We start from the raw sequence: 26,336 nt of genomic DNA on the forward strand, positions 1-26,336 counted from the left end.
GATTGGACACAGCATGACTTCTCCCCGCACCGGCGGCCAGATCCTGGTCGACCAGCTCATCACCCACGGCGTCAAGCAGCTCTTCTGCGTGCCCGGCGAAAGCTTTCTGGCCGTGCTCGATGCGCTGCACGATGCCGCCATCGACGTCACCGTGTGCCGCCAGGAAGGCGGCGCCACGATGATGGCCGAGGCGCAGGGCAAGCTCACGGGCCAGCCCGGCGTGTGCTTTGTCACGCGCGGTCCGGGCGCGACCAACGCGGCGGCCGGTGTGCACATCGCGCACCAAGACTCGACGCCGCTCCTGCTGTTCGTGGGCCAGGTGGCGCGCGAGGCGCTGGGCCGCGAAGCTTTCCAGGAGCTGGACTACGGCGCGGTGTTCGGCACCATGGCCAAGTGGGTGGTGCAGATCGACGATCCCGCCCGCGTGCCCGAGCTGGTCTCGCGCGCCTTCCACGTCGCCACCTCGGGCCGGCCCGGTCCGGTGGTGATCGCGCTGCCCGAGGACATGCTGACCGAAGCCGCCACGGTGGCCGATGCGCAGCCCTATGCAGTGGTCGAGACCCATCCGGGCGCGGCGCAGGTCGCCGAGCTGCAGCAGCGCCTGTCGCAGGCCGAGCGGCCCGTGGTCATCCTGGGCGGTAGCCGCTGGTCCGAGGCCGCCACGCAGCAGTTCGCGGCTTTCGCCGAGGCGTTCTCGCTGCCGGTGTATTGCTCGTTCCGCCGCCAGATGCTGCTGTCGGCCGAGCACCCCTGCTACGCGGGCGACCTGGGCCTGGGTGCGAATCCGCGCATGCTCGAGCGCATCCGCAACGCCGACCTGGTGCTGCTGGTGGGCGGGCGTTTGTCGGAAGTGCCATCGCAGGGCTACGAGCTGCTCGCCATCCCGCAGCCCAGGCAGGCGCTGGTGCATGTGCATGCCGATGCCGACGAGCTCGGCAAGCTCTATCGCCCGGCCCAGGGCATCCACGCCACGCCGCAGGCCTTCGCCGAGGCGGTGTCCGCGCTGCGCCCGACCGCGCCGCCCGCCTGGCAGGCCGAGACGAAGGCCGCGCGCGAGGACTTCCTGCGCTGGAGCGATCCGGCGCCGATCCGCATTCCGGGCCCGCTGCAGATGGGCGAGGTCATGCGGCACCTGCGCGAGGTGCTGCCGGCCGACACCATCTTCTGCAACGGCGCAGGCAACTTCGCGACCTGGGTGCACCGCTTCTGGCCGTTCCGCGCGTTCGCGAGCCAGCTGGCGCCCACCAGCGGATCGATGGGCTACGGCCTGCCGGCCGGCGTGGGCGCCAAGCGCCTCTGGCCGCAGCGCGAGGTGGTGGTGTTCGCGGGTGACGGCGATTTCATGATGCACGGCCAGGAGTTCGCCACCGCGGTGCAGTACGGCCTGCCGATCCTCGTGGTGCTGCTCGACAACGCCATGTACGGCACCATCCGCATGCACCAGGAAAAGCACTACCCGGGCCGCGTGAGCGCCACGCAGCTGAAGAACCCCGACTTCCGCGGCTATGCCGAGGTGTTCGGCGGCCACGGCGAGCGCGTGGCCAGCACCGAGGAGTTCGGTCCCGCGCTGGCACGGGCGCGTGCCAGCGGCAAGCCCGCGATCCTGCATTGCCTGCTCGATCCCGAAGCCATCACGCCGGCCAGCACGCTGCAGTCGATCCGCAAGGCCGCTCTCGCGGCGGGCTGAAGAAGAAATCAGCCCAGCCCGTCCGCATAGCGCGGCAGCGGGTTGGGCAGATGGCCGTCAGGCGCACGCGCCGCCAGCCGCGCGGCGCGCGCCAGCGGCTCCATGGCCTGCTCCAGCCGGGTGGCGAGCAGGTACAGGTCTTCGTCCTTGGTCTCGACCGCATGCGCGCGCGTCATGCGCACGATCTCCGTGGCGTACTCGGCATTGGTGGCCATCCATTCGGTGTCGGTCACGCGCCCGTGCTTTCGCCTGAGCGCCACGTGCAGGCGCGCGGCCAGCGCAATGCGTTCGCTTTCGGACATGGACATGACGGTCTCCATGGATGGATCAAGCATCAGCGTGCACAAGTCATGCCATGCCGTTAACGGTCCGAAACACTTTGGTTTGCGAACCGCCCCCGGAGGTAAGGCAAAGCGGGTAATTCCCAATGCACTGGGGCGGTGCACCGCCTAAAGTCTGCCCACTCGCGAACGGGCCCAGCTCGTACTGCCGAGGGTCCGAGGAGACAAATTCGGTCTACAACAAAAATTCTTCAAGGCTTCCGATCGAGAAGCCGTGCTGAACTTGAAAGGCGCCGCTGGTCGGCGTCTTTTTTTTTGCCTGCCGCAACCCCCCGCCGAGGCATTTTCTTCCAGCCGAAGAGCGCGCTTGTGCCCGTCCTGCTTCTGGTTGAAGCTCCTTTTTTGATAGCAATCCGGGTGCGACAATCCCGCCATGGAAATGCTGGTGGTGACGGGCGCCTCGCTGCTCGCGGGTTTTGTCGATTCGATCGTGGGCGGCGGAGGACTGATCCTCGTGCCGGCGCTCTTTGCCGTCTTTCCGGGCGCGCCGCCGGCCACCTTGCTGGGCACCAACAAGAGTGCGTCCATTTGGGGCACGGCGGCCGCGGCCGCCCAGTTCAGCCAGCGCGTCCAGATGCGCTGGGGCGCCCTGTGGCCGGCCGCGCTGCTCGGTTTCGCGGGCTCGATGCTGGGCGCCTGGGGCGTGACCGTGTTCCCGGGCGACTTCCTGCGCCGCGCGCTGCCCGTCGTGCTGCTGGGCGTGCTGCTCTACACGCTGGCGCGCAAGGACCTGGGCCGCAACCATGTCCCGCGCTTCGGCGGCCGGGCCGAAACGCTGGCGGCCTGCGCCATCGGGCTGTCGATCGGGTTCTACGACGGTTTCTTCGGCCCCGGCGCGGGCAGCTTCCTGGTCTTCCTGTTCGTGCGCTGGATGGGCTACGACTTCCTGAACGCCTCGGCCTCGGCCAAGATCATCAACACGCTCACCAACGCCGCGGCCCTGCTGCTGCTTGCGCTCAAGGGGCACGTCTGGTGGCACTATGGGCTGGTGATGGCGGTGGCCAACGTGGCGGGCAGCCTGCTGGGCACGCGTGTTGCGCTGAAGCACGGGGCCGGTTTCGTGCGGGTGGTGTTCATCGTCGTGGTGAGCGCGCTGATCCTGAAGACCGCCTATGACGCATTCCTGAAATAGCCAAACCCGAAAGTCCTGCTGCATGCCGCCACCAGAGCCCGTCGAATCTCCCGCACCCGTCAGCTTCTGGCAGGCCTTCGCCTACTGGCTCAAGCTCGGCTTCATCAGCTTCGGCGGGCCGGCCGGACAGATCGCGCTGATGCACCAGGAACTGGTCGAGCGCCGGCGCTGGATCTCGGAGAAGCGCTTCCTGCATGCGCTGAACTACTGCATGCTGCTGCCCGGCCCCGAGGCCCAGCAGCTGGCCACCTACATCGGCTGGCTCATGCACCGCACCTGGGGCGGCATCGCGGCGGGCGTGCTCTTCGTGCTGCCGTCGCTCTTCATCCTGATCGGCCTGTCGTGGGCCTACATGGCCTACGGCCACGTGCCGGCCGTGGCGGGCCTGCTCTACGGCGTGAAGCCCGCGGTGACGGCCATCGTGCTGTTCGCCGCCTGGCGCATCGGCTCGCGGGTGCTCAAGAACGCATGGCTCTGGGCGATTGCCGTGGCGGCCTTCGTGGCGATCTTCGCGCTGCGCCTGCCGTTCCCGCTGATCGTGCTGGCCGCCGGTGCCATCGGCTACTTCGGCAGCCGGTTCGCGCCGGCGTACTTTGCGGCGGGCGGCGGGCACGGCAGCGCCGCGGCATCGGCCGGGCCGGCGCTGATCGACGACCACACGCCGACGCCGGAGCACGCGCTTTTCGGCTGGGGCCGCTTCGTGCGCGTGCTGGCGGTGTTTTTCGTGCTGTGGCTCGGCGCCCTTGGCGCACTCACGGCGCTGTACGGCTGGAACGGCGCGCTCACGCAGATGGCGTGGTTCTTCACCAAGGCGGCGCTTTTGACCTTTGGCGGCGCGTACGCGGTGCTGCCTTATGTGTTCCAGGGCGCGGTCGACCACTACCACTGGCTCAGCGCCACGCAGATGATCGACGGACTGGCGCTCGGCGAAACCACGCCCGGCCCGCTGATCATGGTGGTGTCGTTCGTGGGCTTCGTGGGCGGCTGGGGCCAGGCGCTGTTCGGCCCGCAGGCGCTGTTCGCGGCGGGTGCGGTGGCGGCGGCGGTGGTGACCTTCTTCACCTTCCTGCCGTCGTTCCTGTTCATCCTGCTGGGCGGCCCCTTCATCGAATCGACCCACGGCAACCTGAAGTTCACCGCGCCGCTCACCGCCATCACCGCGGCCGTGGTCGGCGTGATCGTCAACCTGGCGGTCTTCTTCGCCTACCACGTGCTCTGGCCCGCGGGCCTGTCCGGGCCCTTCGAGATTCCCTCCGCCGTGATCGGCGTCCTCGCGGCCATCGCGCTCTTCCGCTTCAAGGCCGGCGTGATTCCGGTGGTGCTCGCCTCCGCACTCGCCGGCATGGCCTGGCAACTGCTCGTGCGCTGACCCGGAACTTGAGGCGGGACATTCCAGGAACACCGCGGAACCGGCTTTGCCGGGCCGCTGGTGTTGCCCCCGGTAGGGGGTTGGCGCAGCGACACGAAGTGCGCGAAGACTGGGGGCGAGCCAAGTGCCACCGCGGAACCGGCTTTGCCGGGCCGCTGGTGTTGCCCCCTTGAGGGGGGAGTCGAGCTACACGAAGTGAGCGAGGGACGGGGGTGGGTTATTCCTCGACGAAGGCTTCTTCGCGCTTGGCCTTGATGGAAGGCAGCAGCACGATGCCCAGCAGCAGCGCCGCGGCCACCAGCAGGCCGGCCGACAGCGGCCGCGTGACGAACACGCTCCACGTGCCGCGCGACAGCAGCAGCGCGCGCCGCAGGTTCTCTTCCATCATCGGCCCGAGGATGAAGCCCAGCAGCAGCGGCGCCGGCTCGGTCTTGAGCTTCAGGAACAGGTAGCCGATGAAGCCGAAGATCGCGACCATCCACACGTCGAAGGTGTTGTTGTTGGTCGAGTAAACGCCAATCGCGCAGAACAGCACGATGGCAGGGAACAGGAACTTGTAGGGCACCGTCAGCAGCTTGATCCACATCCCGATCAGCGGCAGGTTCAGCACGATCAGCATCGCATTGCCGATCCACATCGAGGCGATCAGGCCCCAGAAGAGTTCGGGGTTGCTGGTCATCACCTGCGGGCCGGGCTGGATGTTGTGGATCGTCATCGCGCCCACCATCAGCGCCATCACCGCGTTGGGCGGAATGCCCAGCGTCAGCAGCGGAATGAAGGAGGTCTGCGCACCGGCGTTGTTGGCCGATTCGGGCGATGCCACGCCGCGGATGTTGCCCTTGCCGAAGGCCACTTCACCGGGGCGCATCTTGATCTTCTTCTCGAGCGCGTAGGCCGCGAAGGCCGCCAGCAGCGCACCGCCGCCGGGCAGGATGCCGAGCGCCGAACCCAGCGCCGTGCCGCGCAGCACCGCGGGCGTCATGCGCTTGAAGTCGTCCTTGGTGGGCCACAGGCCCCTGACCTTGTGCGTGAACACCTCGCGCTCGTCGTCGGGCTGCGAGAGGTTGCCGATGATTTCGCCGTAGCCGAACACGCCCATGGCAATCACCACGAAGCCGATGCCGTCGGTGAGCTCGGGAATGTCGAAGCTGAAGCGCGCCACGCCCGAATTGACGTCGGTGCCCACGATGCCGAGCAGCAGGCCCAGCACGATCATCGCCACCGCCTTGAGCAGCGAGCCCGAGGCCAGCACCACCGCGCCGATCAGGCCCAGGGTCATCAGCGAGAAATACTCGGCCGGGCCGAACTTGAAGGCCAGTTCGGTCAGCGGTGGCGCGAAGGCCGCGAGGATCAGCGTGCCCACGCAGCCCGCAAAGAACGAGCCCAGGCCCGCAGCCGCGAGGGCGGGGCCTGCGCGGCCCTGCCTTGCCATCTGGTAGCCGTCGATGCAGGTGACCACCGATGACGACTCCCCGGGCAGGTTCACCAGAATCGCCGTGGTCGAGCCGCCGTACTGCGCGCCGTAGTAGATGCCCGCCAGCATGATCAGCGCCGACACGGGCGGCAGCGCATAGGTGGCGGGCAGCAGCATCGCGATGGTCGCGACCGGGCCGATGCCCGGCAGCACGCCGATCAAGGTGCCCAGGATGCAGCCGACCAGGCAGTACAGCAGGTTGGTGAAGGTGAACGCGACGCCGAAGCCGGTCGCGAGGTTGTGGAACAGTTCCATGGCGGCGTGCTCCTCAGCCCGAAATGAAAGTAGGCCAGACCTGGATCTGCAGCTTGAGAGCCCAGATGAAGGCCACGTAGCTGCCGGCCGCCAGGATGGTGGACAGCACCAGCACGTCGCGCAGCTTGAAATGCTGGCCGGCCATGCTCGAGATGATGGTGAGCGCGTAGATCGCGACGATCATTCCCATGGCGGGCAGGCCGATGCTCGGCAGGCCCCCGAGCAGCACGCCGAACGCCAGGTTGGCGCCGAGCACGAAGGCCAGCGGCTTCCAGGCCCATTTGCCGATCGGATCGCCGCCCGCAGTTTCGACCACCATCGCCTGGAACATGATGAGCGCGCCGAGCACGGCCAGCAGGATGCCCAGCATGAGCGGGAAGTAGCCGGGGCCCATGCGGGCACCGTCGCCGATGTTGTAGGTGGTGGCGCCGATGGCGAAGGCGCCGCCCACGGCTGTGAACATGACTCCCGAGAAGAAGTCAGCCTGACTCTTGATACGCATTGTCTCGACCCTCTTGATTGGACGGGTGAGGGTCGTCGCCCAGGGCTGACCGTTGGCTGACCGGCCCGGTAAGGACAAATGCGTACAAGGGTTCTCCCGCGCGCCTTGCGCAGGCAGGCGCCGAGAGCGAGGCAGAAACGAAAAAAGCTCCCGAAGGAGCTTTTTCATTTGAGAGCGAGGTCTCGGGGGGAGGGCTTAGTAGCCGCCGCGACCACCGCCGCCGCCGCCGTAGCCGCCGCCACCACCGCTGCGGCCACCGCCGCCACCACCGTAGCCGCCGCCGCCGCCACCACCACCGCCGTAACCACCACCACCGCCGCCGCCGCCGTAGCCGCCGCCACCACCGGTACGGGGGGGACGAGCTTCCATCGGACGTGCTTCGTTCACGGTCAGGGCGCGGCCCTGGAGCGAATGGCCGTTCATGGCTTCAACGGCTGCCAGCGCTTCAGCGTCGGTGCCCATTTCCACGAAACCGAAGCCCTTGGAGCGGCCGGTGTCGCGTTCCATCATGACCTTGGCGCTGACGATCGAGCCGAACTCGCCGAAAGCCTGTTCCAGGTCGTTGTCACGCACGGAGTAGGCGAGGTTGCCTACGTAGAGTTTCTTGCCCATTGAGGGACTCCTAATTCAAACCAACAAGACAAAGCGATGGAGTCCCAGAATCACAACAAACAAATGCGCTGTGGCGCGAAACTGACCGATCACCGAATTACGTGCACGGGAGACAAGCTCACAGACACGTAGGCCGGATTATCAAGCCGTTCCGGAAAAAGCGTATCGAAATCAGCGCTTATTACGAAACATCACGTCCTGACGGGCGGTTTCGCAACGGTTGCAGCAGGCCGGAGAGGCCGTTGTGGTCTATTTCATGCATCAAATGGAGCAGCCGGCCAATTTCGCCCGAGGGAAAACCCTCGCGGGCGAACCAATTCAGGTAATTTCCGGGCAAATCGGCAATCAGCGTGCCCTTGTGCTTGCCAAAGGGCATTTCGAGCGTGACGAGGCGCTGTAGGTCTTCGGGTTTCATTGAATTCAGCCTCCTGCGCGCTTGACGGTGTGGCCCTGCTTCGAGAGTGCCGCGATCACCAGCTCGCGGTGGTCGCCCTGGATTTCGATGAGGCCGTCCTTCACCGTGCCGCCCGAACCGCAGGCCGTCTTGAGCTGCTTGCCCAGGGCCGCGAGCGCCGCCGCATCGAGCGCCAGGCCCTTGACCACGGTCACGCCCTTGCCCTTGCGGCCCTTGGTCTCGTGCGATACACGCACAATGCCGTCGGTGGCCGGCGCGCGCGCCTTGATCTGCTTGCAGCGGCACTGCGCCATCGGCGCGCCGCAATCAGGGCACATGCGGCCGCCCGCCTCGGTGGAGTACACCAGGGTGCTGGCCGGATTGCTTTTCATCGTTGCCATTCGATCGATCTCTTCGTCTTCTTCACTTCTTCACTGTCCCCGGTTCATCCCTCTGTCTGCTCACATGCCATTCGACTCACTGGGCCTGGCCCCCGCGCTCGTGCAGGCTGCCGCCGAAAGCGGCTATGCCGCGCCGACCGCCATCCAGGCCGCGGCCATTCCCGCCATTCTGCAAGGCCGCGACGTGCGGGGCTCGGCGCAGACCGGTTCCGGCAAGACCGCCGCATTTTCCCTCCCGCTGCTGCAGCGGCTGGCTGCAGAACAGGCACAGGCGCCGCGGCGCGTGCGCGCGCTGGTGCTCGTGCCCACGCGCGAACTCGCGGCCCAGGTCGGCGAGACCCTGCGCAGCCTGGCGCAGCACCTGCCCGAGCGGCTCAAGATCGCGATCGCCTTCGGCGGTGTGTCGATCAACCCGCAGATGATGAGCCTGCGCGGCGGCGCCGACATCGTGGTGGCCACGCCGGGCCGCCTGCTCGACCTGGTGGAGCACAACGCGCTGAAGCTCGGCGCCGTGTCGATGCTCGTGCTCGACGAGGCCGACCGCCTGTTCGACCTCGGCTTTGCCGAGGAGCTGGGCCGCATCCTCGCGCTGCTGCCGGCGCAGCGCCAGAACCTGCTGTTCTCGGCCACCTTCCCGCCCGCCATCCAGGCGCTGGCCGACGCCACGCTGCGCGACCCCGCGGTGATCGACGTGCAGGGCGAGCCCGGTACCGAGCCCGCCATCGTGCAACGCGTGATCGAGGTCGACGCGAACCGCCGCACGCAGCTGCTGCGCCATCTGCTGAAGGAAAACGACTGGGACCGCGTGCTGGTCTTCGTCGCCACCCAGCATGCGGCGCAGACCGTGGCCGAGAAGCTCTACAAGAACGGCGTGTATGCGGTGCCCTTCCACGGCGACATCGCGCAGGGCACGCGCACCGGCATCCTCGCGCAGTTCAAGGAGAGCCGCTGGGACGTGGTGATTGCCACCGACCTGGCCGCGCGCGGCATCGACATTGCGCAGCTGCCGGTGGTCATCAACTACGACCTGCCGCGCTCGCCCACCGACTACATCCACCGCATCGGCCGCACGGGCCGCGCCGGCGAAAGCGGGCTGGCGATCAGCTTCGTGAGCGCGGCCACCGAGGCGCACTTCCGCCTGATCGAGAAGCGCCAGGGGCTCAGCCTGCCGCGCGAGCGCATCGAAGGCTTCGAGCCCACCGAGGCGCCCGTGCCGATGGCCGATGCCTCGGGCACCGGCGGCATCAAGGGCAAGCGGCCGAGCAAGAAGGACAAGCTGCGCGCGGCGAATGCGCTGGCCGCGGCCAGGCCGGGCGAGGGCGAGGGCGAGCAGAACGATTGAGCGCGGGCCGGGTGGCTACAGCCAGCCCAGCTGCCGCGCGGCCAGCTCCTTCATGATGTCCTCGGCGCCGCCGCCGATCATCATCACCTTCACTTCGCGGTAGATGCGCTCGCTCACCGTGCCGCGCATGAAGCCCATGCCGCCCAGGATCTGCACTGCCTGGTCGGCGCAGAACTGCATGGTTTGCGTGGCGTGGTTCTTGAGCATGCAGACTTCGGCGACCCACTCCGGCGCATTGGCACGGCCGGCCGCCTCGAGCACATCGCCTTCGGCCGACACCGCCTCGAGCCAGGCTTCGGTGGACGCGATGCGCATCCGCATGTCCACCAGCTTGTGGCGCACCGCCTGGTGCTCGACGAGCGCGGCGCCGAAGGTCCTGCGTCCCTGCGACCAGGCCAGCGCCTCGTCGAGGCAGGCCTGTGCAAAGCCGAGCGCGCCCGCCGCCAGGCCGATGCGCTCGCCGTTGAAGTTGCCCATGACCATGCGGAAACCCGCGCCTTCCTCGCCGAGCAGGTAGCGCGCGGGCACGCGCACGTTGTCGAAGTGCAGCTGCGCGGTGTCGGAGCACCACCAGCCCATCTTGGCGAGCCGCGTGCGCCCGAGGCCGGCCGAATCGCCGGGCACCAGCAGCATCGAGAGGCCGCGCGCGCCGCGCTCCTCGCCGGTGCGCACCGCCACCGTGATCCAGTCGGCGCGCATGCCCGAGGTGATGAAGGTCTTTTCGCCGTTCAGCACGTAGTGCTCGCCGTCGCGCCGCGCGGTGGTGCGCAGCGCCGCCACGTCGGAGCCGCCGCCGGGTTCGGTGATGGCGAGCGCGGCGATCTTCTCGCCGCGCAGCACGGGCGGAACGACCTCGCTGCGCACCGCCGCGCTCGCATGCAGCACCACGGGCGGCAGGCCGATGTTGTGCGAGAACAGGCTCGCGAGCACGCCGCCGCTCCTGCCGTGGCGCGCGAGCGCGATCCAGGCTGGCAGCTTCAGCGCATACGAGGCCGGCGTGCCGCCCAGTGCCTCGGGGTAGCCGAGACCGAGCAGCCCCAGCTGCGCGGCGCGCGTGTAGAGCGCACGCGGGAATTCGCCCGCGTCGTCCCAGGCCTCGACATGCGGCGCGATCTCGCTTTCGGCAAAGCGCCGCACCGTGTCGGCGAGCGCCGCGCGGTCGGCCCGAAGTTCGGCGTCCATGCGCTTCATCCGCGCGGCGGCCGCTTGGCGATGCCCATGGTCTTGGCGAGGATGCCCAGCATCACTTCGTCCGCGCCGCCGCCGATGGAGCCGAGACGCCCGTCGCGGTACAGCCGCGAGACGCGGTTCTCGAGCGTGAAGCCCATGCCGCCCCAGAACTGCAGGCAGGTGTCGGCCACCTGGCGCGTGAGACGGCCGGTCTTGAGCTTGGCCATGGAGGCCAGCTCGAGCACGTCCTGGCCCTGCACGTGCAGGTCGCAGGCGCGGTAGGTCAGGGCGCGCAGCGCTTCCACCTCGGTCTTGAGTTCGGCCAGCTTGAACTGCACCCACTGCTGGTCGGCCAGCGTGGCGCCGAACATCTGGCGCTGCTGCGCCCATTCGATGGTCTGCGCGATGCAGTCCTCCATCGGCTCGAGCGAGCTCGCGGCGGCCCACAGGCGCTCTTCCTGGAACTGCTGCATCTGGTAGACGAAGCCCTGGCCCTCCTCGCCGATGCGGTAGTGCTGCGGCACGCGCACGTTGTCGAAATGAATCAGGCCGGTGTCGCTCGAGTGCATGCCGATCTTGCGGATCTTCTTCGCCTTCTCGATGCCGGGGCTGTCCATCGGCACCATCACGAGCGACTTGTTGCGATGCACCGGTCCATCGCTGGTGTTGACCAGCATGCACATCCAGTCGGCCTGCAGGCTGTTGGTGATCCACATCTTCTGGCCGCTGATGAGGTAGTCGCCGCCGTCCTTGCGTGCATGGCTCTTGAGGCCGGCCACGTCGCTGCCCGCGCCGGGTTCGCTCACGCCGATGCAGCCGACCGTGTCGCCCGCGATGGCGGGCGCCAGGAATTCGCGGCGCAGCGCGTCGCTGCCGAAGCGCGCGAGTGCGGGCGTGCACATGTCGGTCTGCACGCCAATCGCCATCGGCACGCCGCCGCAGCTCACATGGCCGAGCGCCTCGGCCATGGCCATCGCATACGAATAGTCGAGCCCGGCGCCGCCGAAGGCCTCGGGCCTGTTGAGGCCCAGCATGCCCAGCTCGCCAAGCTTCTTGAAGACCTGGTGCGCGGGAAAGATCTCGGCCTCTTCCCATTCGTCCACATGCGGATTGATTTCGTTGTCGATGAAGCGGCGCAGCGTCTTCTGGATCTCGAGGTGCTCGTGGGTGTACTGCATGCGGTGGTCTCCAATCAGTCGTTCGCCTCGCCGCCGTCCCGGAAAACGCGCGGCGTCTCGGCCAGGTGAAAGCCGCCGAAGGGCCGCACGGCGGCGCGCTGCCGCACCTGCGCATCGGGCAGCGCCATCGGCCAGCCCATGCGCACCTGCGGCCGCGCGCCGTCCACGCGCAGCACGCTGCCGCTGATGAAGCTCGCCGCGGGGCTCAGCAGGAAGGCGATGGCGGCGGAGGTTTCGGCCTCGTTGCCGAAGCGGCCCGCGGGCACGGTGTCGCGCATGGCGCGCAGCATCTCGCCGGCCTCGGGCGGGTAGTGGTCCATGCCGCTCGACGCGATGTAGCCCGGCGCCACGGCGTTCACGCGCACGCCGCTCGCGGCCCATTCGAGCGCAGCGGTCTCGGTGAAGCTCACCATGCCCGCGCGCGCCGCGCCGCTGTGGCCCATGTGCGGCATCGAGCCCCACATGTCGGCCACGATGTTGACGATGGCGCCGCCATGCGCCTGCATGCTCTGCACGAAGCATTCGCGCGCCACCAGGAAGCCGCCCGTGAGGTTGGTGTGGATCACCGCCTCCCAGCCCTTGGCCGAGATGGCCGCGAGCGGCGTGAGGTACTGGCCGCCCGCGTTGTTGACGAGGCCGTCGATGCGGCCGTGCGTTGCAACGATCTCGGCGATGGCGGCGCGCACCGCTTCTTCCTGCCGGATGTCGAAGGCCTGGGTGCCGGCCTTGCCGCCCGCATCGGCGATCTCGGCCTGCACTCGCTGCAGCTTGTCGGGCTTGCGGCCGGCCAGTACCACCTGCGCGCCGAGCGATGCAAGCTCGTGCGCCGTGCAGCGGCCGATGCCCGAGCCACCGCCCGTGACGAGGATCACCTGCCCGGCGAACAGGCCGGGCGAGAACACGGAGCGATAACGGGAAGAGGCATTCATGCGTCGGCAATCTCGGCCACCACATGGCGCGCGGCCACCTGCGCGCCCACCGCCACATGCAACGCGGCGACACGGCCCGCGCGTGGCGCGCAGTGCACATGTTCCATCTTCATCGCCTCGAGCGTGGCGATCGGCTGGCCGGCGGCGACGGCCTCGCCTTCGGCCACCAGCAGCGCGATGACGCGGCCGTTCATCGAGGCGCGCAGCAGGCCGTCGCCGCCCGCAGCCTCGGCGCGCGGCACCGCGGCATGCGTGAGATCCTGCAGGTCGAAGGCCCGGCCATGGAAGTGGAGCCACAGGCGCAGCGCAGATTCGCGCACCGCCATGGCCCGTTCCGAGACGCCATCGCACGAGAAGCGCAAGGCGCCGTCGCCGGTCAGCGAAAGCAGCTCGATCGATACCGGTTCTGCCGCATCGAGCGCGACATCGAAGCGGCCCGCGCCCCGAGGCGTCACGCGCGCAGCATGCACCTGGCCATCGAGCGAAAAGCGCAGCGCGTTGGGCAGCGTGTGCGCGAGCGGCGAGGGCCATCCGCGTTCACCCAGCTGGAGCAGCAGCGCCGCGAGCCATGCGGCGCGGCGCTCCGTGGCGGGGTCGGGTGCCAGCAATGCGTCGGCGTGTTCGGCAATGAACGCCGTCGTCGCCGAACCGTCGGCAAACACCGGATGCGACAGCGTGCGCTGAAGGAACTGCTGGTTGGTCGCAAGGCCCAGGACCACCGTGTCCTGCAGCCCCGCGACCAGCCGGCGCCTGGCTTCTTCGCGCGTGGAGCCATGGGCCACGAGCTTGGCGATCATCGAATCGTAGAAGGGCGGCACCGCGGCGCCGTCCCGCAGCGCGTGTTCGACGCGCAGGGCCGGCGAAGGCCGCCACGCGGCGAGCGTGCCGCTCTGCGGCATGAAGCCCTGCCGCGGATCTTCGGCACACAGCCGCACTTCGATGGCATGGCCGCTCAGGCGCACGTCCTGCTGCGCAAGAGGCAGCGGCTCGCCCGCCGCCACGCGCAGCTGCAGCTCGACCAGGTCGAGCCCGGTCACGGCCTCGGTCACCGGATGCTCCACCTGCAGCCGCGTGTTCATCTCCATGAACCAGTACTGCCCCTTCGCATCGAGCAGGAATTCGAGCGTGCCCGCACCTTCGTAGCCGATGGCTTTCGTCGCCGCCACGGCCGTAGCACCCATGCGTTCGCGCAGTTCGGTGGACACCGCGGGCGAGGGCGATTCCTCGATCAGCTTCTGATGCCGGCGCTGCACCGAGCAGTCGCGCTCGCCCAGGTGGATCGCGTTGCCATGCCGGTCGGCGAACACCTGGATCTCGATGTGGCGCGGCGCGGCAATGGCGCGCTCGAGGATCACCGTCCTGTCGCCGAAGGCATGGAGCGCCTCGGACTGCGCGCTCTGCAGCAGCTCGGCAAAGGCCTCGGCCGAAGGCGCGAGCCGCATGCCGCGCCCACCGCCGCCGGCCGTGGCCTTGATCATCACGGGCCAGCCGATGCGCGCGGCTTCGGCGGCGAGCGTGATCGTGCGCTGGTCTTCGCCCTGGTAGCCGGGAATGCAGGGCACGCCGGCAGCCAGCATCAGCCGCTTCGCTGCGGCCTTGTCGCCCATGGCGCGGATGGCCTCGGGCGAGGGGCCGATGAAGACGAGGCCCGCATCGCGGCAGGCTTGTGCGAAATCCGCGTTCTCGGCGAGGAAGCCGTAGCCGGGATGGACCGCTTGCGCGCCGCTCGAGCGCGCGGCTTCGACGATCGCGGCGATGTCCAGGTAGCTCTGCGCAGGCAGCGGCTCGCCGATCCACACCGACTGGTCGGCCTGCCGCACATGCTCCGCATCGGCATCGGCGCTCGAATACACGGCGACCGTGCGGCAGCCCATCGCGCGCGCCGTGCGCATCACGCGCAGCGCGATCTCGCCGCGGTTGGCGATGAGGATCTTGTGGAAGCTCATGGCCGCGCCACCGAGAACTGCATCGCCTGCGGCACGCGCGCATCGCCGTCGCGGCACACTGACAGCACTTCGGCCAGCACCGCGCGCGTATCGCGCGGATCGATCACACCGTCGTCGAGCAGCAGCGCGCTGGTGGTGAAGACGCTGGTCTGCCGTTCGAAGCGTTCGACGATCTGCCGTTGCATGGCGTCGATCTTCGCGCGGTCGACGGCACCTTTTCGCGCCATGCCCGCTTCCATCACCATGGCCATGGTCTGCGCCGCCTGCTCGCCGCCCATCACCGCGGTGCGCGCGTTGGGCCACGAGAAGCAGAAGCGCGGCGCGAAGCCTCGGCCGCACATGCCGTAGTTGCCCGCGCCGTAGGAAGCGCCGCAGTGCAGCGTGACCTGCGGCACCGTGGCGCTGGTCACGGCCTGGATCATCTTGGCGCCGTGCTTGATGATGCCGGCCTCCTCGTGCGCGCGGCCCACCATGTAGCCCGTGATGTTCTGCAAATACACGATGGGCGTGCGCGACTGGCAGCAGGCCTGGATGAAGTGCGTGGCCTTGGTGGCGCCGTCGGAGTCGATGGGCCCGTTGTTGCTGACGATGCCCACCGCGTGGCCTTCGAGCCGCATGTGCCCGCACAGCGTGGCACTGCCGTAGTGCACGCCGAATTCGAGGAACTCGGAGCCGTCGGCAAGGCGCGCGATCACCTCGCGCATGTCGACCGGCCGGCGGCCGTCGCTCGGCATGATGCCCAGCAGTTCCTCGGCCGCGTAGAGCGGCGGTGCGAACTTGCGCGGTGCCTCGTCGCGCGCCCAGTCGATGCCGCCGAGGATCGCGCGCGCGATGCGGATGGCGTCGCGGTCGTCCTCGGCCAGGTAGTCGCCCAGGCCCGAAATGTGGGTGTGCATCACGGCGCCGCCCAGTTCTTCTTCGGTGGCGATTTCGCCGGTGGCGGCCTTCAGCAGCGGCGGGCCGGCCAGGAAGGCGCGCGTGCGGTCGCGCACCATCACGATGTAGTCTGACAGGCCCGTCTGGTAGGCACCGCCCGCGGTCGAGGAGCCGTGCGTCACCGTCACCACCGGCAGGCCCGCGGCGGAGAGCCGCGCCAGGTTGCGGAAGATGCCGCCGCCGCGCACGAAGTCCTGCACCCGGTACTGCATGAGATTGGCGCCCGCGCTTTCCACCAGCTGCACGTAGGGCAGCTTGTTTTCCAGCGCGATCTCCTGCACGCGCAGCTGCTTGTCCAGGCCCATGGGCTGCAGCGCGCCGGCGTCGATGCCCGAGTCGGAGGCGCTGACCATGCAGCGCACGCCCGCGACCCGGCCGATGCCCGCGATCACGCCGCCGCCGGGCACGCTCCGGCCGAGGTCTTCGTTGTCGTGCCCGAGTCCCGCGAGCGAGGCCAATGGCAGAAAGGGCGCGCCGGTGTCCAGCAGCAGCGCGAGCCGTTCGCGCGGCAGCAACTGGCCGCGCCTGGCAAAGCGCTCGGCCGAGGCGTTCGATGCCGCGGCCGCGCGGGCCTCGTGCGCGCGCACCTGCCCGAGCAAGGCCAGCATGCCGGCGCGATGGGCCTGGAAGGATTCGCTGGCCGCGTTCAGCCGGGATTCGATGGCGGGCATGGAAGAGTCAGTGCAGATCGCTTTCGCTCTGCACCGACTCTAGGGCGCGGATGCGCGCCCGGCTTGCGCCAATTAGCTGGTGCGGGCCCGCCGCGGCGCAGCGGGCGCGTCCAGGCTGGTGCCCGTGATCACCCAGTAGATGAAGATCAGCACCGCGCCGGCCGTGCCGAACACCGACAGGCCCATGTAGTTGCCGCCGATGGCCAGCGCGTCGGTGGGCGCGGCCGCGATGCAGATCATGCTGGCCGCGCTCATGCCCACGTAGTGCATGGTGCAGACGGCCACGCCCATCACGGCCGCCGCGGCAATCTGGTGGCTCAGCCGGCGCAGGTTGAAGGCCAGCCACAGGGCCGCGCCGGCGGCGGTGATGGCAATGGCCACCGACAGCGCCACGATGGTGGGGTCGAAGTCCATCGAGGCGCGCATGTTCATCGCGAACATGCCCATGTAGTGCATCACGCACACGCCCAGCCCCGCGAGCAGGCTTCCGGCCAGCCAGCCGGCCCGGCTGAACTTGCGCCGGCCGCCCGCCATGTACAGCGCAATGCCCGAGATCAGGATGGCCGCCACCAGCGAGACGACCGTGAGCGGCACGTTGTAGGAAATGCCCACCGGCAGGCGGTAGGCCAGCATGCCGATGAAGTGCATCGACCAGATGCCGATGCCGCCCAGCGCCACCGCGGCGCAGGCGACGACCGCGAGGTTGGGTTTGCCGTCGGCGCCGACCATGCGCCCCGCGCAGATCAGCGCCACCAGGGAGCCCGCGAACGAGATGAGGAACGAGAGCGCCACCAGCCCGAGCGAATACTCGGGCGACAGCAGTTGGCCAACGACGAGGGGAGTCATGTCTTTTTTTCTCCTGAAAAGGAACGACTCGCCGCCGCCGGCCACCCGGCCGGCCAAAAATGTAACGAGACGTCCGCTCAGGAGTTTGTAATAGTTGTTTTCAAAAGTAAACCCGATTTCATGGGATTTACTCCCATTTTTTGCTGTCAGTTTTTCGGACGAATGCGGTAGATCGCATTGTTCCGGTCGGCCGCCATGTAGATGGTCCCGTCGCTGCCCACCGCGACGCCCGTGACCACGTAAGGCGGCGGCAGGCCCGGTCCAGCGGCCAGCCCGATCGGCAGGTTTTCCGCGACGGTGCGGCGCGAGCCATTGGCCGGGTCGATCTCCACCAGCCGGCGCGCCGCGCTCTCGGCCACGATGAAGCTGCCCCAGGGCGTCTCGGCCACGCCTTCGGGCAATGCCAGGCCTTCGGCAATCGCGCGCAGCGGGGCGCTGGCATCGAGCGGAATGCGGGTCAGCTTGCCCGCGGCCTCGGTGACGTAGAGCGCGCCGTCCCGGCCGACGATCATCTGCACCGGGCCGCCCAGCCCGCTGGCGAGCACTTGCTTCTCGGCAAAACGCGGGCCGCTCGCGCGGGTGATGCTGCCGGTGGCGATCTCGGCATAGATCACGCTGCCGTCGGCCATGGGAATGGCATCGAACGGCGCCTTCAGCCCGTGGATGGTTTCGACGGTCCGAAGCGTCTGGCGGTCGACCAGCTGCACGGTGCCGGTGAACCACGAGGTCAGCGCGAAGCGCGTGCCCGACAGGCCGATGGCGAACGGATAGTCGAGCTCCGGGTCGCGCTGCATGCGGAACACGTCGCGCACCTCGCCCGTGCGCACGTCCACCTGCCGGAAGCCGAACACATCGGCCACCCAGAGCGTGCGGCCCTCGATCTTGAGCCCTGCCGGTGCGGCGAGCTTGCCGCTGGTGAGCGTGCGCAGCACGCCGGTGGCGGGGTCGAAGACCTGCACTTCGTTGTTGGCCATGTTCGAGACGTAGATCGTTCCGTCGGGGGCGATGGCCAGGTTGTCGAGCGACGGACGCAGCTGCTTCGCGACCGTCTTGCGGCCCGTGGCGAGGTCCACCTTGACCAGCTCGCCGCTGCGCGCATCGACCACCCAGAGGTTGCCCTTGCCGTCGAGGTTGGCGGCCGCCGGAATCTTGAAACCGCCGGCGATCACGGTCATGGCGCCGCCGGCCGGATCGATCTTCACCACCTGGCCCTTGAACCACAGCGGCCCGTAGAGCATGCCGTCGGGCCCGACCTCGAAGCCGTTGAAGCCGCCCATGTCCTTCTTGATGAGCCGCGGCGGCTTCTGGCCCGTGCGGTCGATTTCCCAGAGCGCGTCGCCCAGGAACACCTGGGAGGCGTAGAGCTTGCCGCTGCTGCGGTCGAAGTCCAGCGAGTTGAGGCCGGGCAGGTCCTTGGCGAGCACGCGCATCGGCGCGCCGTCGCTTTCGCGGTAGCGCAGCATGCCCATGAGGTAGTTGGTCCACGCCAGCTCGCCCTTGGGGCCGACCGCGATGTCGTCGGCCTGGCCTTCGGGCGCGTCGATCAGGACCTTGGCCGCGCCGGTGCCGCGGTCGACCTCCCACAGCGTGTTGCCGAGCACCGAGCCCGCGAGCAGGCGGCCCTTCGGGTCGATGGCCAGGCCGTGCACGCCCGCGAACGAGGAGGGCGCGACCAGCACTTCGGGCTCGGACCACGCGGCGGGGCGGGTGGGCGGTGGCGATGGCGGCACGATGCTGCTGCAGGCGGCCAGCAGGGCGAGGATGGCGATGAGTGCGGCGGCGCGGAGGGGGCGGCGGGGCATGTCTTCTCTCCTTCTTGTGGATGCATCTTGTCTTGCGATGTGCAGGCAGTCTAGAAGCAGGCGCGGGGGGCAGGGCAGTCGCTCCCGCGACATGCGGCCTTCCGACCACGCCGGCTCAAGCGCGCAGAAGCTGCGTCGCCGTGTGGATCGAGAGCCCCACCAGCCCGCCCACCAGCGTGCCGTTGATGCGGATGAACTGCAGGTCGCGCCCGATGTGGCGCTCCAGTTCGCTGGTCATCTCGCCGGCGTTCCATTCGGCGACGCGCTCCTCGATGTAGCGGCGGATGTCCTCGCGGTAGCGCTCGATGGCCAGCGGCGCGGCCGCCTCGATCTGCTCGTTGATCCAGCGGCGGATCGCCTCGTCGGCCTGCAGCCGCGTGCCGAGCGCGCCGGCCATCGATGCGATGCGCTGGCGGATGGTGGAGTCGCCCCGGCCCAGGTCGTCATGCAGCCAGGCCAGCAGCTCGCCCCAGATGCCGTGCAGGTAATCGCCGAGCGCGGGATGCGCCATCAGCTCGGCGCGGATCTGCTCGCCGCGCTGCTGGAACTCGGGGTCGAGCTTGAGCCGCACCACGAAGTCGTCGACGAAATGGTCGAAGCGCCGGCGCATCGGATGCTCGGGCTCCGCCGCGAGTTCGGCGATGGTGCGTGCCACGGCCGCCACGATCTTGCGCGTGGCGAGCTTGGCGGCCACCTGGTCCAGGCCCACGTAGCGCAGCGTTTTTATCTCGCGTGCAATGGCTTCGGTGATGTGCGCCTGCACCTCCTCGCCTTCGAGCAGGCCGGCCACCTGCTGCAGCACGTCGTCGAGCAGCGCCTGGTGGCGCCCGCCGGCCGTGAGCGCATCGAGCGCCTGGCCGGTCAGGCGCGAGAGGTCGATCTTCTGCAGGCCCGCCGCCGCGGCGCGGCCCATGAAGGCGCGCACGCGCTCGTCGTCGAATGCAGAAAGCCCGTAGCGGGTGGCCGCCACGCCCCACTCGCCGAGCTTCTGGCCGCTCGCGGGCCGCGCCAGCCAGTCGGCAATGCGCCCGGCCGCGTCGAACTCGCGCAGCTTGGCGAGCACCTGCTCCGTGCCGAGGAAGTTGTTGCAGATGAAGCCGGCCAGCTTGGCGCCGATGCGGTCCTTGTTGCTCGGGATGATCGCGGTGTGCGGGATCGGCAGGCCGAGCGGATGCCGGAACAGCGCCACCACCGCGAACCAGTCGGCAATGGCGCCGACCATCGCGGCTTCGGCAAAGGCGGCCACGTAGCCCCAGGCCGGATGCCCGCCGTGCAGCGCGCTGGCCAGCGCATAGAGCAGCGCCGCCGCGCACAGCAGGCCGAGCGCGACGCGCTTCATGCGCTGCAGCGCGCCGCTGCCGTGGCTGTCTTCAGCCAATGGTGGGCGTGGCGGCAAGGCGTTCCATGAACAGTTCGCAGCGCGCCAGCTGCTCGAGGCTTACGAACTCGTCGGGCTGGTGCGCCTGTTCGATGCTGCCCGGGCCGCACACCACGGTGGGGATGCCGGCGTTCTTGAACAGGCCCGCTTCGGTGCCGAAGGCCACCAGTGTGGTGCGCTCCTCGCCCGCCAGGCGCTGGGCCAGCTGCGTGACCGGATCGCCGGCCGCGCCCAGGAAGCTCGGAATCTCGCAGATGGTCTCGAACCTGAAGCCCGCGTCGGGCGCCACCTTCTTCATCGACGCCTCGAGGCTGCCGGCATAGGAGACCACCTCGTCCTGCATCTTCTGGGCGTCGGCGGTCGGCAGGTCGCGGAATTCGTAGCGGAACTCGGCGTCGCGCGGCACCACGTTGTCGGCGATGCCGCCGTGGAACTGGCCCACGCTCGCGGTGCTGAAGGGCACGTCGAAGCCTTCGTAGCGCGGTTCGCTGCGCTCGAAGCCTTCGGCCATGTCGCGCACCTTGCCGACCACGCGCGCGGCCATCTCGATGGCATTGACCGACTGCGGCGTGAGCGACGAATGCGCCTCCTTGCCGCGCACGCAGCAGCGGTAGCGGTACACGCCCTTGTGCGCGATGGCCGGCACCATGCTGGTGGGCTCGCCCACGATGCAGGCGAGGGGCTTGATGCCGGCGTCGCGCATGTCGGCGATGAGCTCCTTCACGCCGAAGCAGCCGATCTCTTCTTCATAGCTGAAGGCAAAGTGCACCGCGAAGGGCGAATCGCTTTCGAGGAAGCGCCGGGCATTGGACAGCGCGATGGCAATGAAGCTCTTCATGTCGGCCGAGCCGCGCCCGTAGAGGCATTCGTTCCGCACGGTGGCGGAGAGCGGGTCGACGCTCCAGTCCTGCCCGTCCCAGGGCACCGTGTCGGTGTGGCCCGAGATGATCACGCCGGCCGGCTTGCCCTCGCCGAGGGTGGCGAACAGGTTGGCCTTGGTGCGCTCGGCGTTGTAGGTGATGCGGCTCTTCACGCCCAGCGCGGCCAGGTGGCTTTGCGCGAGGTCGATCAGCTGGAGGTTGCTGTTGGCACTGACGGTGTTCATGCGCACCAGCGTCTGGGCCAGTGCGAGGCTTTGGGGGGAAAGCGTATGGGGCATGCAACACATTGTCCAAGAAGTCGGTGCCGGACGCCGGCGGGCGCCCGGGCTGTCATGCGCAGCGGGTACCCTGCGCCTCTTTTGGATGGAGAAAAAGACGATGCGCACCGTTCACTTCGCCCTTGCCGCGACCGCCGTCCTTGGCCTGGCGGCCTGCAGCACCACCGGTCCTGCCCCCAAGCTGCTCACGCTCGACGGCAACCCGCCGCTGGTCATTGCGCACCGCGGTGCCTCGGGCCAGCTGCCCGAGCAGACGCTCGAAGCCTATGCGCGCGCCATCGAACTCGGGGCCGACGTGATCGAGATGGACCTGGTCTCCACCAAGGACGGCGTGCTCATCGCCCGCCACGACCCCAACCTGGCCATCAGCACCGACGTGGCGAAGCACCCGCGCTTCGCCTCGCGCAAGAAGACCATCAAGGTCGACGGCGAAACCCAGACCGGCTGGTTCAGCAACGACTTCACGCTGGCCGAGATCAAGACGCTGGGCGGCATCTCGACCGACCCCGAGCGCCCGCAGGAATTCAACGGCAAGTTCAAGATCCCGACCTTCCAGGAGATCATCGACTTTGCCAAGGCCAAGTCGAAGGAAACCGGCCGCACCATCGCGATCTACCCCGAGACCAAGAACCCGACCTATTTCCGCGACCTCGGGCTGCCGATGGAAGACAAGGTCATCGCAGCCATCAACGCCGCCGGCTGGAACAGCAAGACCGCGCCCATCTACGTGCAGTCCTTCGAGCCCGGCAGTCTCAAGTACATGAAGGCCAAGGGCCTGAACACCCGGCTCATCCAGCTGATCGACGGCGACGGCATCGACATGAAGACCGGCGCCATGACCTACGCCGTGCCGGTCGACCGCCCCTACGAATGGACCAAGGCCGGCGACAAGCGCAACTTCGACGTCATGGTCACGCCCGCGGGCCTGGCCGAGATCAAGACCTATGCCGACGGCATCGGCCCGTGGAAGCGCTACATCGTGAGCATCAAGGGCAGCGTCGGCGCCGACGGCAAGCCGCTCGACGTCAACAAGGACGGCAAGATCAACGATGCCGACGCCACCTCGGTCTCGCCCACCACGCTCATTGCCGATGCGCACAAGGCCGGGCTCTTCGTGCACCCGTTTACCTTCCGCAACGAATCGCGCCGGCTGGCGGCCGACTACAACAAGGACGGCAGGAACGAGTACGCGGTCTACTACAAGCTGGGCGTGGACGGGGTGTTCACCGACTTCACCGACACGGCGATCGCTGCCCGTGCCGACTACCTGAAGAGCATGGGGCGCTGAGCGGGTTCCTGAACGCAGCCTGAGGGTTTGCCCGGCACGGTCTTTGCGGGGGTTCTTTCAAAGCCTAGACTGTGCTCTATGAAACTCATCGATTCGCTCGTCACGCAAGCGGCCGGCATCGCCGCCGTGCGGCGTGACCTCCACGCCCATCCCGAACTCTGCTTCGAAGAAGTCCGCACCGCCGACGTGGTGGCAGGCAAGCTCACCGAATGGGGCATTCCCATCCACCGGGGCCTGGGCACCACCGGCGTGGTGGGCATCGTCAAGAACGGCACCAGCAGCCGCGCCGTGGGCCTGCGCGCCGACATGGACGCGCTGCCCGTCACCGAGCTCAACACCTTCGCGCATGCCAGCAAGCACCACGGCAAGATGCACGCCTGCGGGCACGACGGCCACACCGCCATGCTGCTCGCGGCTGCGCAGCACCTGGCCAAGCACCGCAATTTCGACGGCACCGTCTACCTGATCTTCCAGCCGGCCGAAGAGGGCGGCGGCGGCGCGCGCGAGATGATCAAGGAGGGACTGTTCGAGCAGTTCCCGATGGACGCCGTCTTCGGCATGCACAACTGGCCCGGCATGAAGGCCGGCCAGTTCGCGGTGAGCCCGGGACCGGTGATGGCGTCGGGCAACAAGTTCTACGTCAACGTGATCGGCAAAGGCGGCCATGCCGCGCTGCCGCAGACCGGCATCGACCCGGTGCCGATCGCCTGCGAGATCGTGCAGGCCTTCCAGACCATCCTCACGCGCAAGATGAAGCCGACCGACTCGGCCGTGATCTCGGTCACCACCATCCATGCCGGCGAAACCAACAACGTGATTCCCGACAACTGCGAGATGACGGGCACGGTGCGCACCTTCTCGATCGAGGTGCTCGACATGATCGAGTCGCGCATGAGGCAGATCGCCGAGCACATCTGCGCGGCGCACGACGCGAGCTGCGACTTCCGCTTCGAGCGCTACTACCCGCCCACCATCAACACCGAGGCCGAGGCCAACTTCGCGCGCCGCGTGATGGGCGAGATCGTGGGCGCCGAGAACGTGCTGCGGCAGGAAGCCGCCATGACCTCGGAAGACTTCGCCTTCATGCTGCAGGCCAAGCCCGGTGCCTATGCCTTCATCGGCAACGGCGACGGCGCGCACCGCGACGTGCACCACGGCGAAGGGCCGTGCACGCTGCACAACGCGAGCTACGACTTCAACGACGACCTCATTCCCCTGGGCGCCACCTGCTGGGTGCAACTGGCCCAGCAGTTCCTCAAGCCCGGGGGAGCCGCGCCTTGATCGGCATCGGCGAGGCGTTTTCGCCGCGCTACGCCCAGGCCCGCCAGAAGTTCCTGCAGGCCTGCGTGAGCGCGGGCCTCGCGGCGCTGCCGCATGCGCATCCGGGCAAGGGGCGGGACGGCGAGGAGCTTTCGATGGACGTGGCGCTCGACGGCGCGGCGGACGCCGAGCGCCTGCTGATCGTCACCAGCGGTTGCCACGGCGTGGAAGGCCACTGCGGCAGCGGCGTGCAGGTGTTCGCGCTGCACGACGCCGAATGGCGCGAGAAGGCCCGGGCGCAGGGCGTGGCGGTGCTCTATGTGCATGCGCTCAATCCGCATGGCTTTTCGTACGGCCGGCGCGTCACGCAGGAGAAGGTCGACCTGAACCGCAACTTCGTCGATTTCTCGAAGCCGCTGCCGGCCAACGAGCCCTACGCCAAGCTGCACCCGCTGCTCGTGCCCGACACCTGGCCGCCCACGCCCGAGAACGAGGCCGCCATCGAGAAATGGATCGGCAAACATGGCGCCGCTGCCTACCAGGAGGCCATCACCAGCGGGCAATACCAGTTCGAGGACGGCCTGTTCTTCGGCGGCAAGGCGCAAACCTGGAGCAACAAGACCTTGCGCGGCGTGCTGCGCCGGCATGCCGCCAGCGCGCGCCGGCTGGCCTGGATCGACCTGCACACGGGGCTTGGGCCCAATGGCCTGGGCGAGCGCATCTTCGCCTGCCGCGACGACAAGGCCGCCTACGCGCGCGCCAATGCCTGGTGGGGCACACCCGCGGCGCCCGTCACCTCGATCTACGACGGTTCCTCGAGCTCGGCGCTGCTGCGCGGCCAGATGTCGGACGCCGCATACCAGGAGTGCCCGCAGGCCGAATACACCGGCATTGCGCTCGAATACGGCACGCTGCCCATGCTGGAAGTGCTGGCCGCCCTGCGCGCCGACCACTGGCTGCACAAGCATCCCGAGGCGCCGGCCGACCTGGCCGACGGCATCCGCGCGCGCATGCTCGAGGCCTTCTATACAGACACCGACGCCTGGCGCGGCCAGGTCATCAGCCAGGCGCGGCAGGCGATGTTCCAGGCCGTGGACGGCCTCTGCAATTAGGTGCGGACCCGCCCGTCGCCCGTCAGCATCGACAGCTCGACGAACTTCGATGCCACGTGGTTCCTGGCCGAGAAAGACACCTCGAAGCCGCCGAACTGCTGCCGGTCGATGCTTTCGAGCCCCGCGATGAGGCCGTCGCGTGAGGCCTTGCCCGGCGCGCGGCGCAGGCCCTCGGTCAGCACCTTGGCGGCAATGTAGCCTTCCATGCTCGAGAAGTTGGCGCTCGTGCCGGCGCCGGCCTTCTTCACCGCCTCGCTGAATTCGCGCGTGATCGCATTGGCCGGGTTGTAGGGCGAGGGCACCACCTGCGTCACCATCACGCCCGCGCCCTCCTTGCCGAGCTCGTCGGCCAGCGCCTGGGTGCCCACGAACGACACGTTGAAGAAAGTGCCGCCGTAGCCCGCCTTGCGCGCCTGGCGGATGAAGGCCGCGCAGGCCTTGTAGGCGCCCACCTGGACCACCGCGTCGGGCCGCGCCGCCGTGATGCTTTTCACCGCCGACGCCACGTCGACCGAATTGCGCTCCACCGTGGCCAGCGCCACCGGCTTGAGGTCCTGCTGCGACAGCGCCAGCGTGACGCCGTCGAGCCCGGCCTTGCCGTAGGCGTCGTTCTGGTAGAAGACCGCGATCTTCTTCAGCCCCAGGTGCGTGAGCTGCTTCACGATCAGCGCGGTCTCGTCGTTGTACGAGGCGCGCAAGTGGAACACGTTCCTGTGGAAGGGCTCGCGCAGCGACATCGCGCCGGTGAACGGCGCGACGAAAGGCACCTTCTCCTTCACCGCGAGCGGCAGCGCCGCCATGCTGGTGGGCGTGCCGATGTAGCCGAACAGCGCGAAAACGTCTTCCTCGATCAGCTTTTGCGTGTTGGCGGCGCAGCGGTCGGGCTCGTAGCCGTCGTCCAGGTTCTTGATGACCACGTTGCGCCGGCCGGCCTGGGCGTTGTATTGGTCAAGGAACAGCTTGGCGCCCTGGTGGAACTGGATGCCGAGCTGCGCGGCCGGGCCGGTGAACGGTGCCGATTGGCCCAGCACCAGCGGCACGTCGCCCTGCGCCCGCGCCAACTGGAAGCCGCCGAGCGCCGCCGCGCCGGTGGCCAGGGAAAAATGTCTGCGATTGATCATGTGAAACCTCCTTTGCGCCTTGCCGCGCCAC

Annotated in this window: 23 protein-coding genes; 7 read left to right on the forward strand and 16 right to left on the reverse strand. The window is 68.5% G+C overall.

What is annotated here, in order from left to right; translation table 11 throughout:
- Window positions 1–13: 13 nt before the first annotated feature.
- Window positions 14–1,687 carry a thiamine pyrophosphate-binding protein gene (locus RZE77_RS01635; RefSeq protein ID WP_319440408.1) on the forward strand — a complete coding sequence of 558 codons (1,674 nt, stop codon included), beginning with the start codon at window positions 14–16 and terminating at the stop codon, window positions 1,685–1,687.
- An 8-nt stretch (window positions 1,688–1,695) separates the two neighbouring features.
- Here RZE77_RS01635 and RZE77_RS01640 read toward each other — a convergent pair whose 3' ends face one another.
- Window positions 1,696–1,995, reverse strand: coding sequence for a hypothetical protein (locus RZE77_RS01640; RefSeq protein WP_012745477.1), 300 nt, complete (start codon window positions 1,993–1,995; stop codon window positions 1,696–1,698).
- A gap of 406 nt (window positions 1,996–2,401) precedes the next feature.
- On the opposite strand from RZE77_RS01640, the gene RZE77_RS01645 reads away from it, so the two are divergent.
- The gene (locus tag RZE77_RS01645; RefSeq protein ID WP_319440409.1) at window positions 2,402–3,160 is read left to right on the forward strand and encodes a sulfite exporter TauE/SafE family protein; all 759 of its coding nucleotides are present in this window, start codon (window positions 2,402–2,404) and stop codon (window positions 3,158–3,160) included.
- A gap of 22 nt (window positions 3,161–3,182) precedes the next feature.
- Entirely contained in the window at window positions 3,183–4,529 is a 1,347-nt protein-coding gene (gene chrA, locus RZE77_RS01650; RefSeq protein ID WP_319440410.1) for a chromate efflux transporter, read from the forward strand.
- A 217-nt stretch (window positions 4,530–4,746) separates the two neighbouring features.
- Here the strand turns inward: chrA and RZE77_RS01655 are convergent, their stop codons facing one another.
- The 5 genes from RZE77_RS01655 to RZE77_RS01675 form a co-directional block, all read right to left on the reverse strand.
- Window positions 4,747–6,258, reverse strand: coding sequence for a tripartite tricarboxylate transporter permease (locus tag RZE77_RS01655; RefSeq protein WP_319440411.1), 1,512 nt, complete (start codon window positions 6,256–6,258; stop codon window positions 4,747–4,749).
- A gap of 13 nt (window positions 6,259–6,271) precedes the next feature.
- Window positions 6,272–6,760, reverse strand: coding sequence for a tripartite tricarboxylate transporter TctB family protein (locus tag RZE77_RS01660; RefSeq protein ID WP_124958416.1), 489 nt, complete (start codon window positions 6,758–6,760; stop codon window positions 6,272–6,274).
- A 195-nt stretch (window positions 6,761–6,955) separates the two neighbouring features.
- Complete coding sequence (locus RZE77_RS01665; protein ID WP_319440412.1) at window positions 6,956–7,372, reverse strand: RNA recognition motif domain-containing protein; 417 nt, start codon at window positions 7,370–7,372, stop codon at window positions 6,956–6,958.
- A gap of 181 nt (window positions 7,373–7,553) precedes the next feature.
- Entirely contained in the window at window positions 7,554–7,787 is a 234-nt protein-coding gene (locus tag RZE77_RS01670; RefSeq protein WP_012745483.1) for a DUF3820 family protein, read from the reverse strand.
- Window positions 7,788–7,792: 5 nt separating this feature from the next.
- The gene (locus RZE77_RS01675) at window positions 7,793–8,167 is read right to left on the reverse strand and encodes a translation initiation factor Sui1 (RefSeq protein ID WP_319440413.1); all 375 of its coding nucleotides are present in this window, start codon (window positions 8,165–8,167) and stop codon (window positions 7,793–7,795) included.
- 64 nt (window positions 8,168–8,231) lie between these two features.
- On the opposite strand from RZE77_RS01675, the gene RZE77_RS01680 reads away from it, so the two are divergent.
- Complete coding sequence (locus RZE77_RS01680) at window positions 8,232–9,509, forward strand: DEAD/DEAH box helicase (protein WP_319440414.1); 1,278 nt, start codon at window positions 8,232–8,234, stop codon at window positions 9,507–9,509.
- A 15-nt stretch (window positions 9,510–9,524) separates the two neighbouring features.
- Here the strand turns inward: RZE77_RS01680 and RZE77_RS01685 are convergent, their stop codons facing one another.
- From RZE77_RS01685 to argE, 9 genes are all read right to left on the reverse strand, one after another.
- Complete coding sequence (locus RZE77_RS01685; RefSeq protein ID WP_319440415.1) at window positions 9,525–10,691, reverse strand: acyl-CoA dehydrogenase family protein; 1,167 nt, start codon at window positions 10,689–10,691, stop codon at window positions 9,525–9,527.
- 5 nt (window positions 10,692–10,696) lie between these two features.
- A complete protein-coding gene (locus tag RZE77_RS01690) occupies window positions 10,697–11,857 on the reverse strand; it encodes an acyl-CoA dehydrogenase family protein (protein WP_319440416.1) in 1,161 nt (386 codons plus the stop codon).
- Window positions 11,858–11,871: 14 nt separating this feature from the next.
- Window positions 11,872–12,786: an SDR family oxidoreductase gene (locus tag RZE77_RS01695; protein ID WP_319440417.1), complete on the reverse strand. Its 915-nt coding sequence runs from the start codon at window positions 12,784–12,786 to the stop codon at window positions 11,872–11,874.
- Window positions 12,783–14,732, reverse strand: a complete 1,950-nt coding sequence (locus RZE77_RS01700) for an acetyl/propionyl/methylcrotonyl-CoA carboxylase subunit alpha (protein ID WP_319440418.1) — start codon at window positions 14,730–14,732, stop codon at window positions 12,783–12,785. The genes RZE77_RS01695 and RZE77_RS01700 overlap by 4 nt, the downstream gene beginning before the upstream one ends.
- Window positions 14,729–16,339, reverse strand: a complete 1,611-nt coding sequence (locus RZE77_RS01705) for an acyl-CoA carboxylase subunit beta (protein ID WP_319440419.1) — start codon at window positions 16,337–16,339, stop codon at window positions 14,729–14,731. Before RZE77_RS01705 ends, RZE77_RS01700 begins: the two co-directional genes overlap by 4 nt.
- Before the next feature lie 72 nt (window positions 16,340–16,411).
- A complete protein-coding gene (locus tag RZE77_RS01710; RefSeq protein WP_319428790.1) occupies window positions 16,412–17,185 on the reverse strand; it encodes an MHYT domain-containing protein in 774 nt (257 codons plus the stop codon).
- A gap of 146 nt (window positions 17,186–17,331) precedes the next feature.
- Window positions 17,332–18,987: an NHL repeat-containing protein gene (locus RZE77_RS01715; protein WP_319440420.1), complete on the reverse strand. Its 1,656-nt coding sequence runs from the start codon at window positions 18,985–18,987 to the stop codon at window positions 17,332–17,334.
- Window positions 18,988–19,102: 115 nt separating this feature from the next.
- Window positions 19,103–20,365 (reverse strand): DUF445 domain-containing protein, encoded by a 1,263-nt coding sequence (locus RZE77_RS01720; protein WP_319440421.1) that lies wholly within the window; start codon window positions 20,363–20,365, stop codon window positions 19,103–19,105.
- The gene (gene argE, locus RZE77_RS01725) at window positions 20,358–21,524 is read right to left on the reverse strand and encodes an acetylornithine deacetylase (RefSeq protein ID WP_319440422.1); all 1,167 of its coding nucleotides are present in this window, start codon (window positions 21,522–21,524) and stop codon (window positions 20,358–20,360) included. The genes RZE77_RS01720 and argE overlap by 8 nt, the downstream gene beginning before the upstream one ends.
- Before the next feature lie 100 nt (window positions 21,525–21,624).
- Here argE and RZE77_RS01730 point away from each other — a divergent pair, with 100 nt between their 5' ends.
- From RZE77_RS01730 to RZE77_RS01740, 3 genes are all read left to right on the forward strand, one after another.
- Window positions 21,625–22,812, forward strand: coding sequence for a glycerophosphodiester phosphodiesterase (locus tag RZE77_RS01730; RefSeq protein WP_319440423.1), 1,188 nt, complete (start codon window positions 21,625–21,627; stop codon window positions 22,810–22,812).
- 78 nt (window positions 22,813–22,890) lie between these two features.
- On the forward strand, window positions 22,891–24,093 hold the full coding sequence (locus RZE77_RS01735; protein WP_319440424.1) for a M20 aminoacylase family protein: 1,203 nt from the start codon (window positions 22,891–22,893) through the stop codon (window positions 24,091–24,093).
- Window positions 24,090–25,184, forward strand: a complete 1,095-nt coding sequence (locus RZE77_RS01740) for a M14 family metallopeptidase (protein WP_319440425.1) — start codon at window positions 24,090–24,092, stop codon at window positions 25,182–25,184. The genes RZE77_RS01735 and RZE77_RS01740 overlap by 4 nt, the downstream gene beginning before the upstream one ends.
- On the opposite strand, the gene RZE77_RS01745 is transcribed toward RZE77_RS01740, so the two are convergent.
- Window positions 25,181–26,305, reverse strand: a complete 1,125-nt coding sequence (locus RZE77_RS01745) for an ABC transporter substrate-binding protein (protein WP_319440426.1) — start codon at window positions 26,303–26,305, stop codon at window positions 25,181–25,183. The two genes, RZE77_RS01740 and RZE77_RS01745, sit on opposite strands and share 4 nt — an antisense overlap.
- Window positions 26,306–26,336: the final 31 nt, after the last annotated feature.

Source organism: Variovorax sp. SPNA7 (assembly GCF_033807855.1).
In the GTDB taxonomy this organism is placed as follows: Bacteria; Pseudomonadota; Gammaproteobacteria; order Burkholderiales; family Burkholderiaceae_C; genus Variovorax; species Variovorax beijingensis.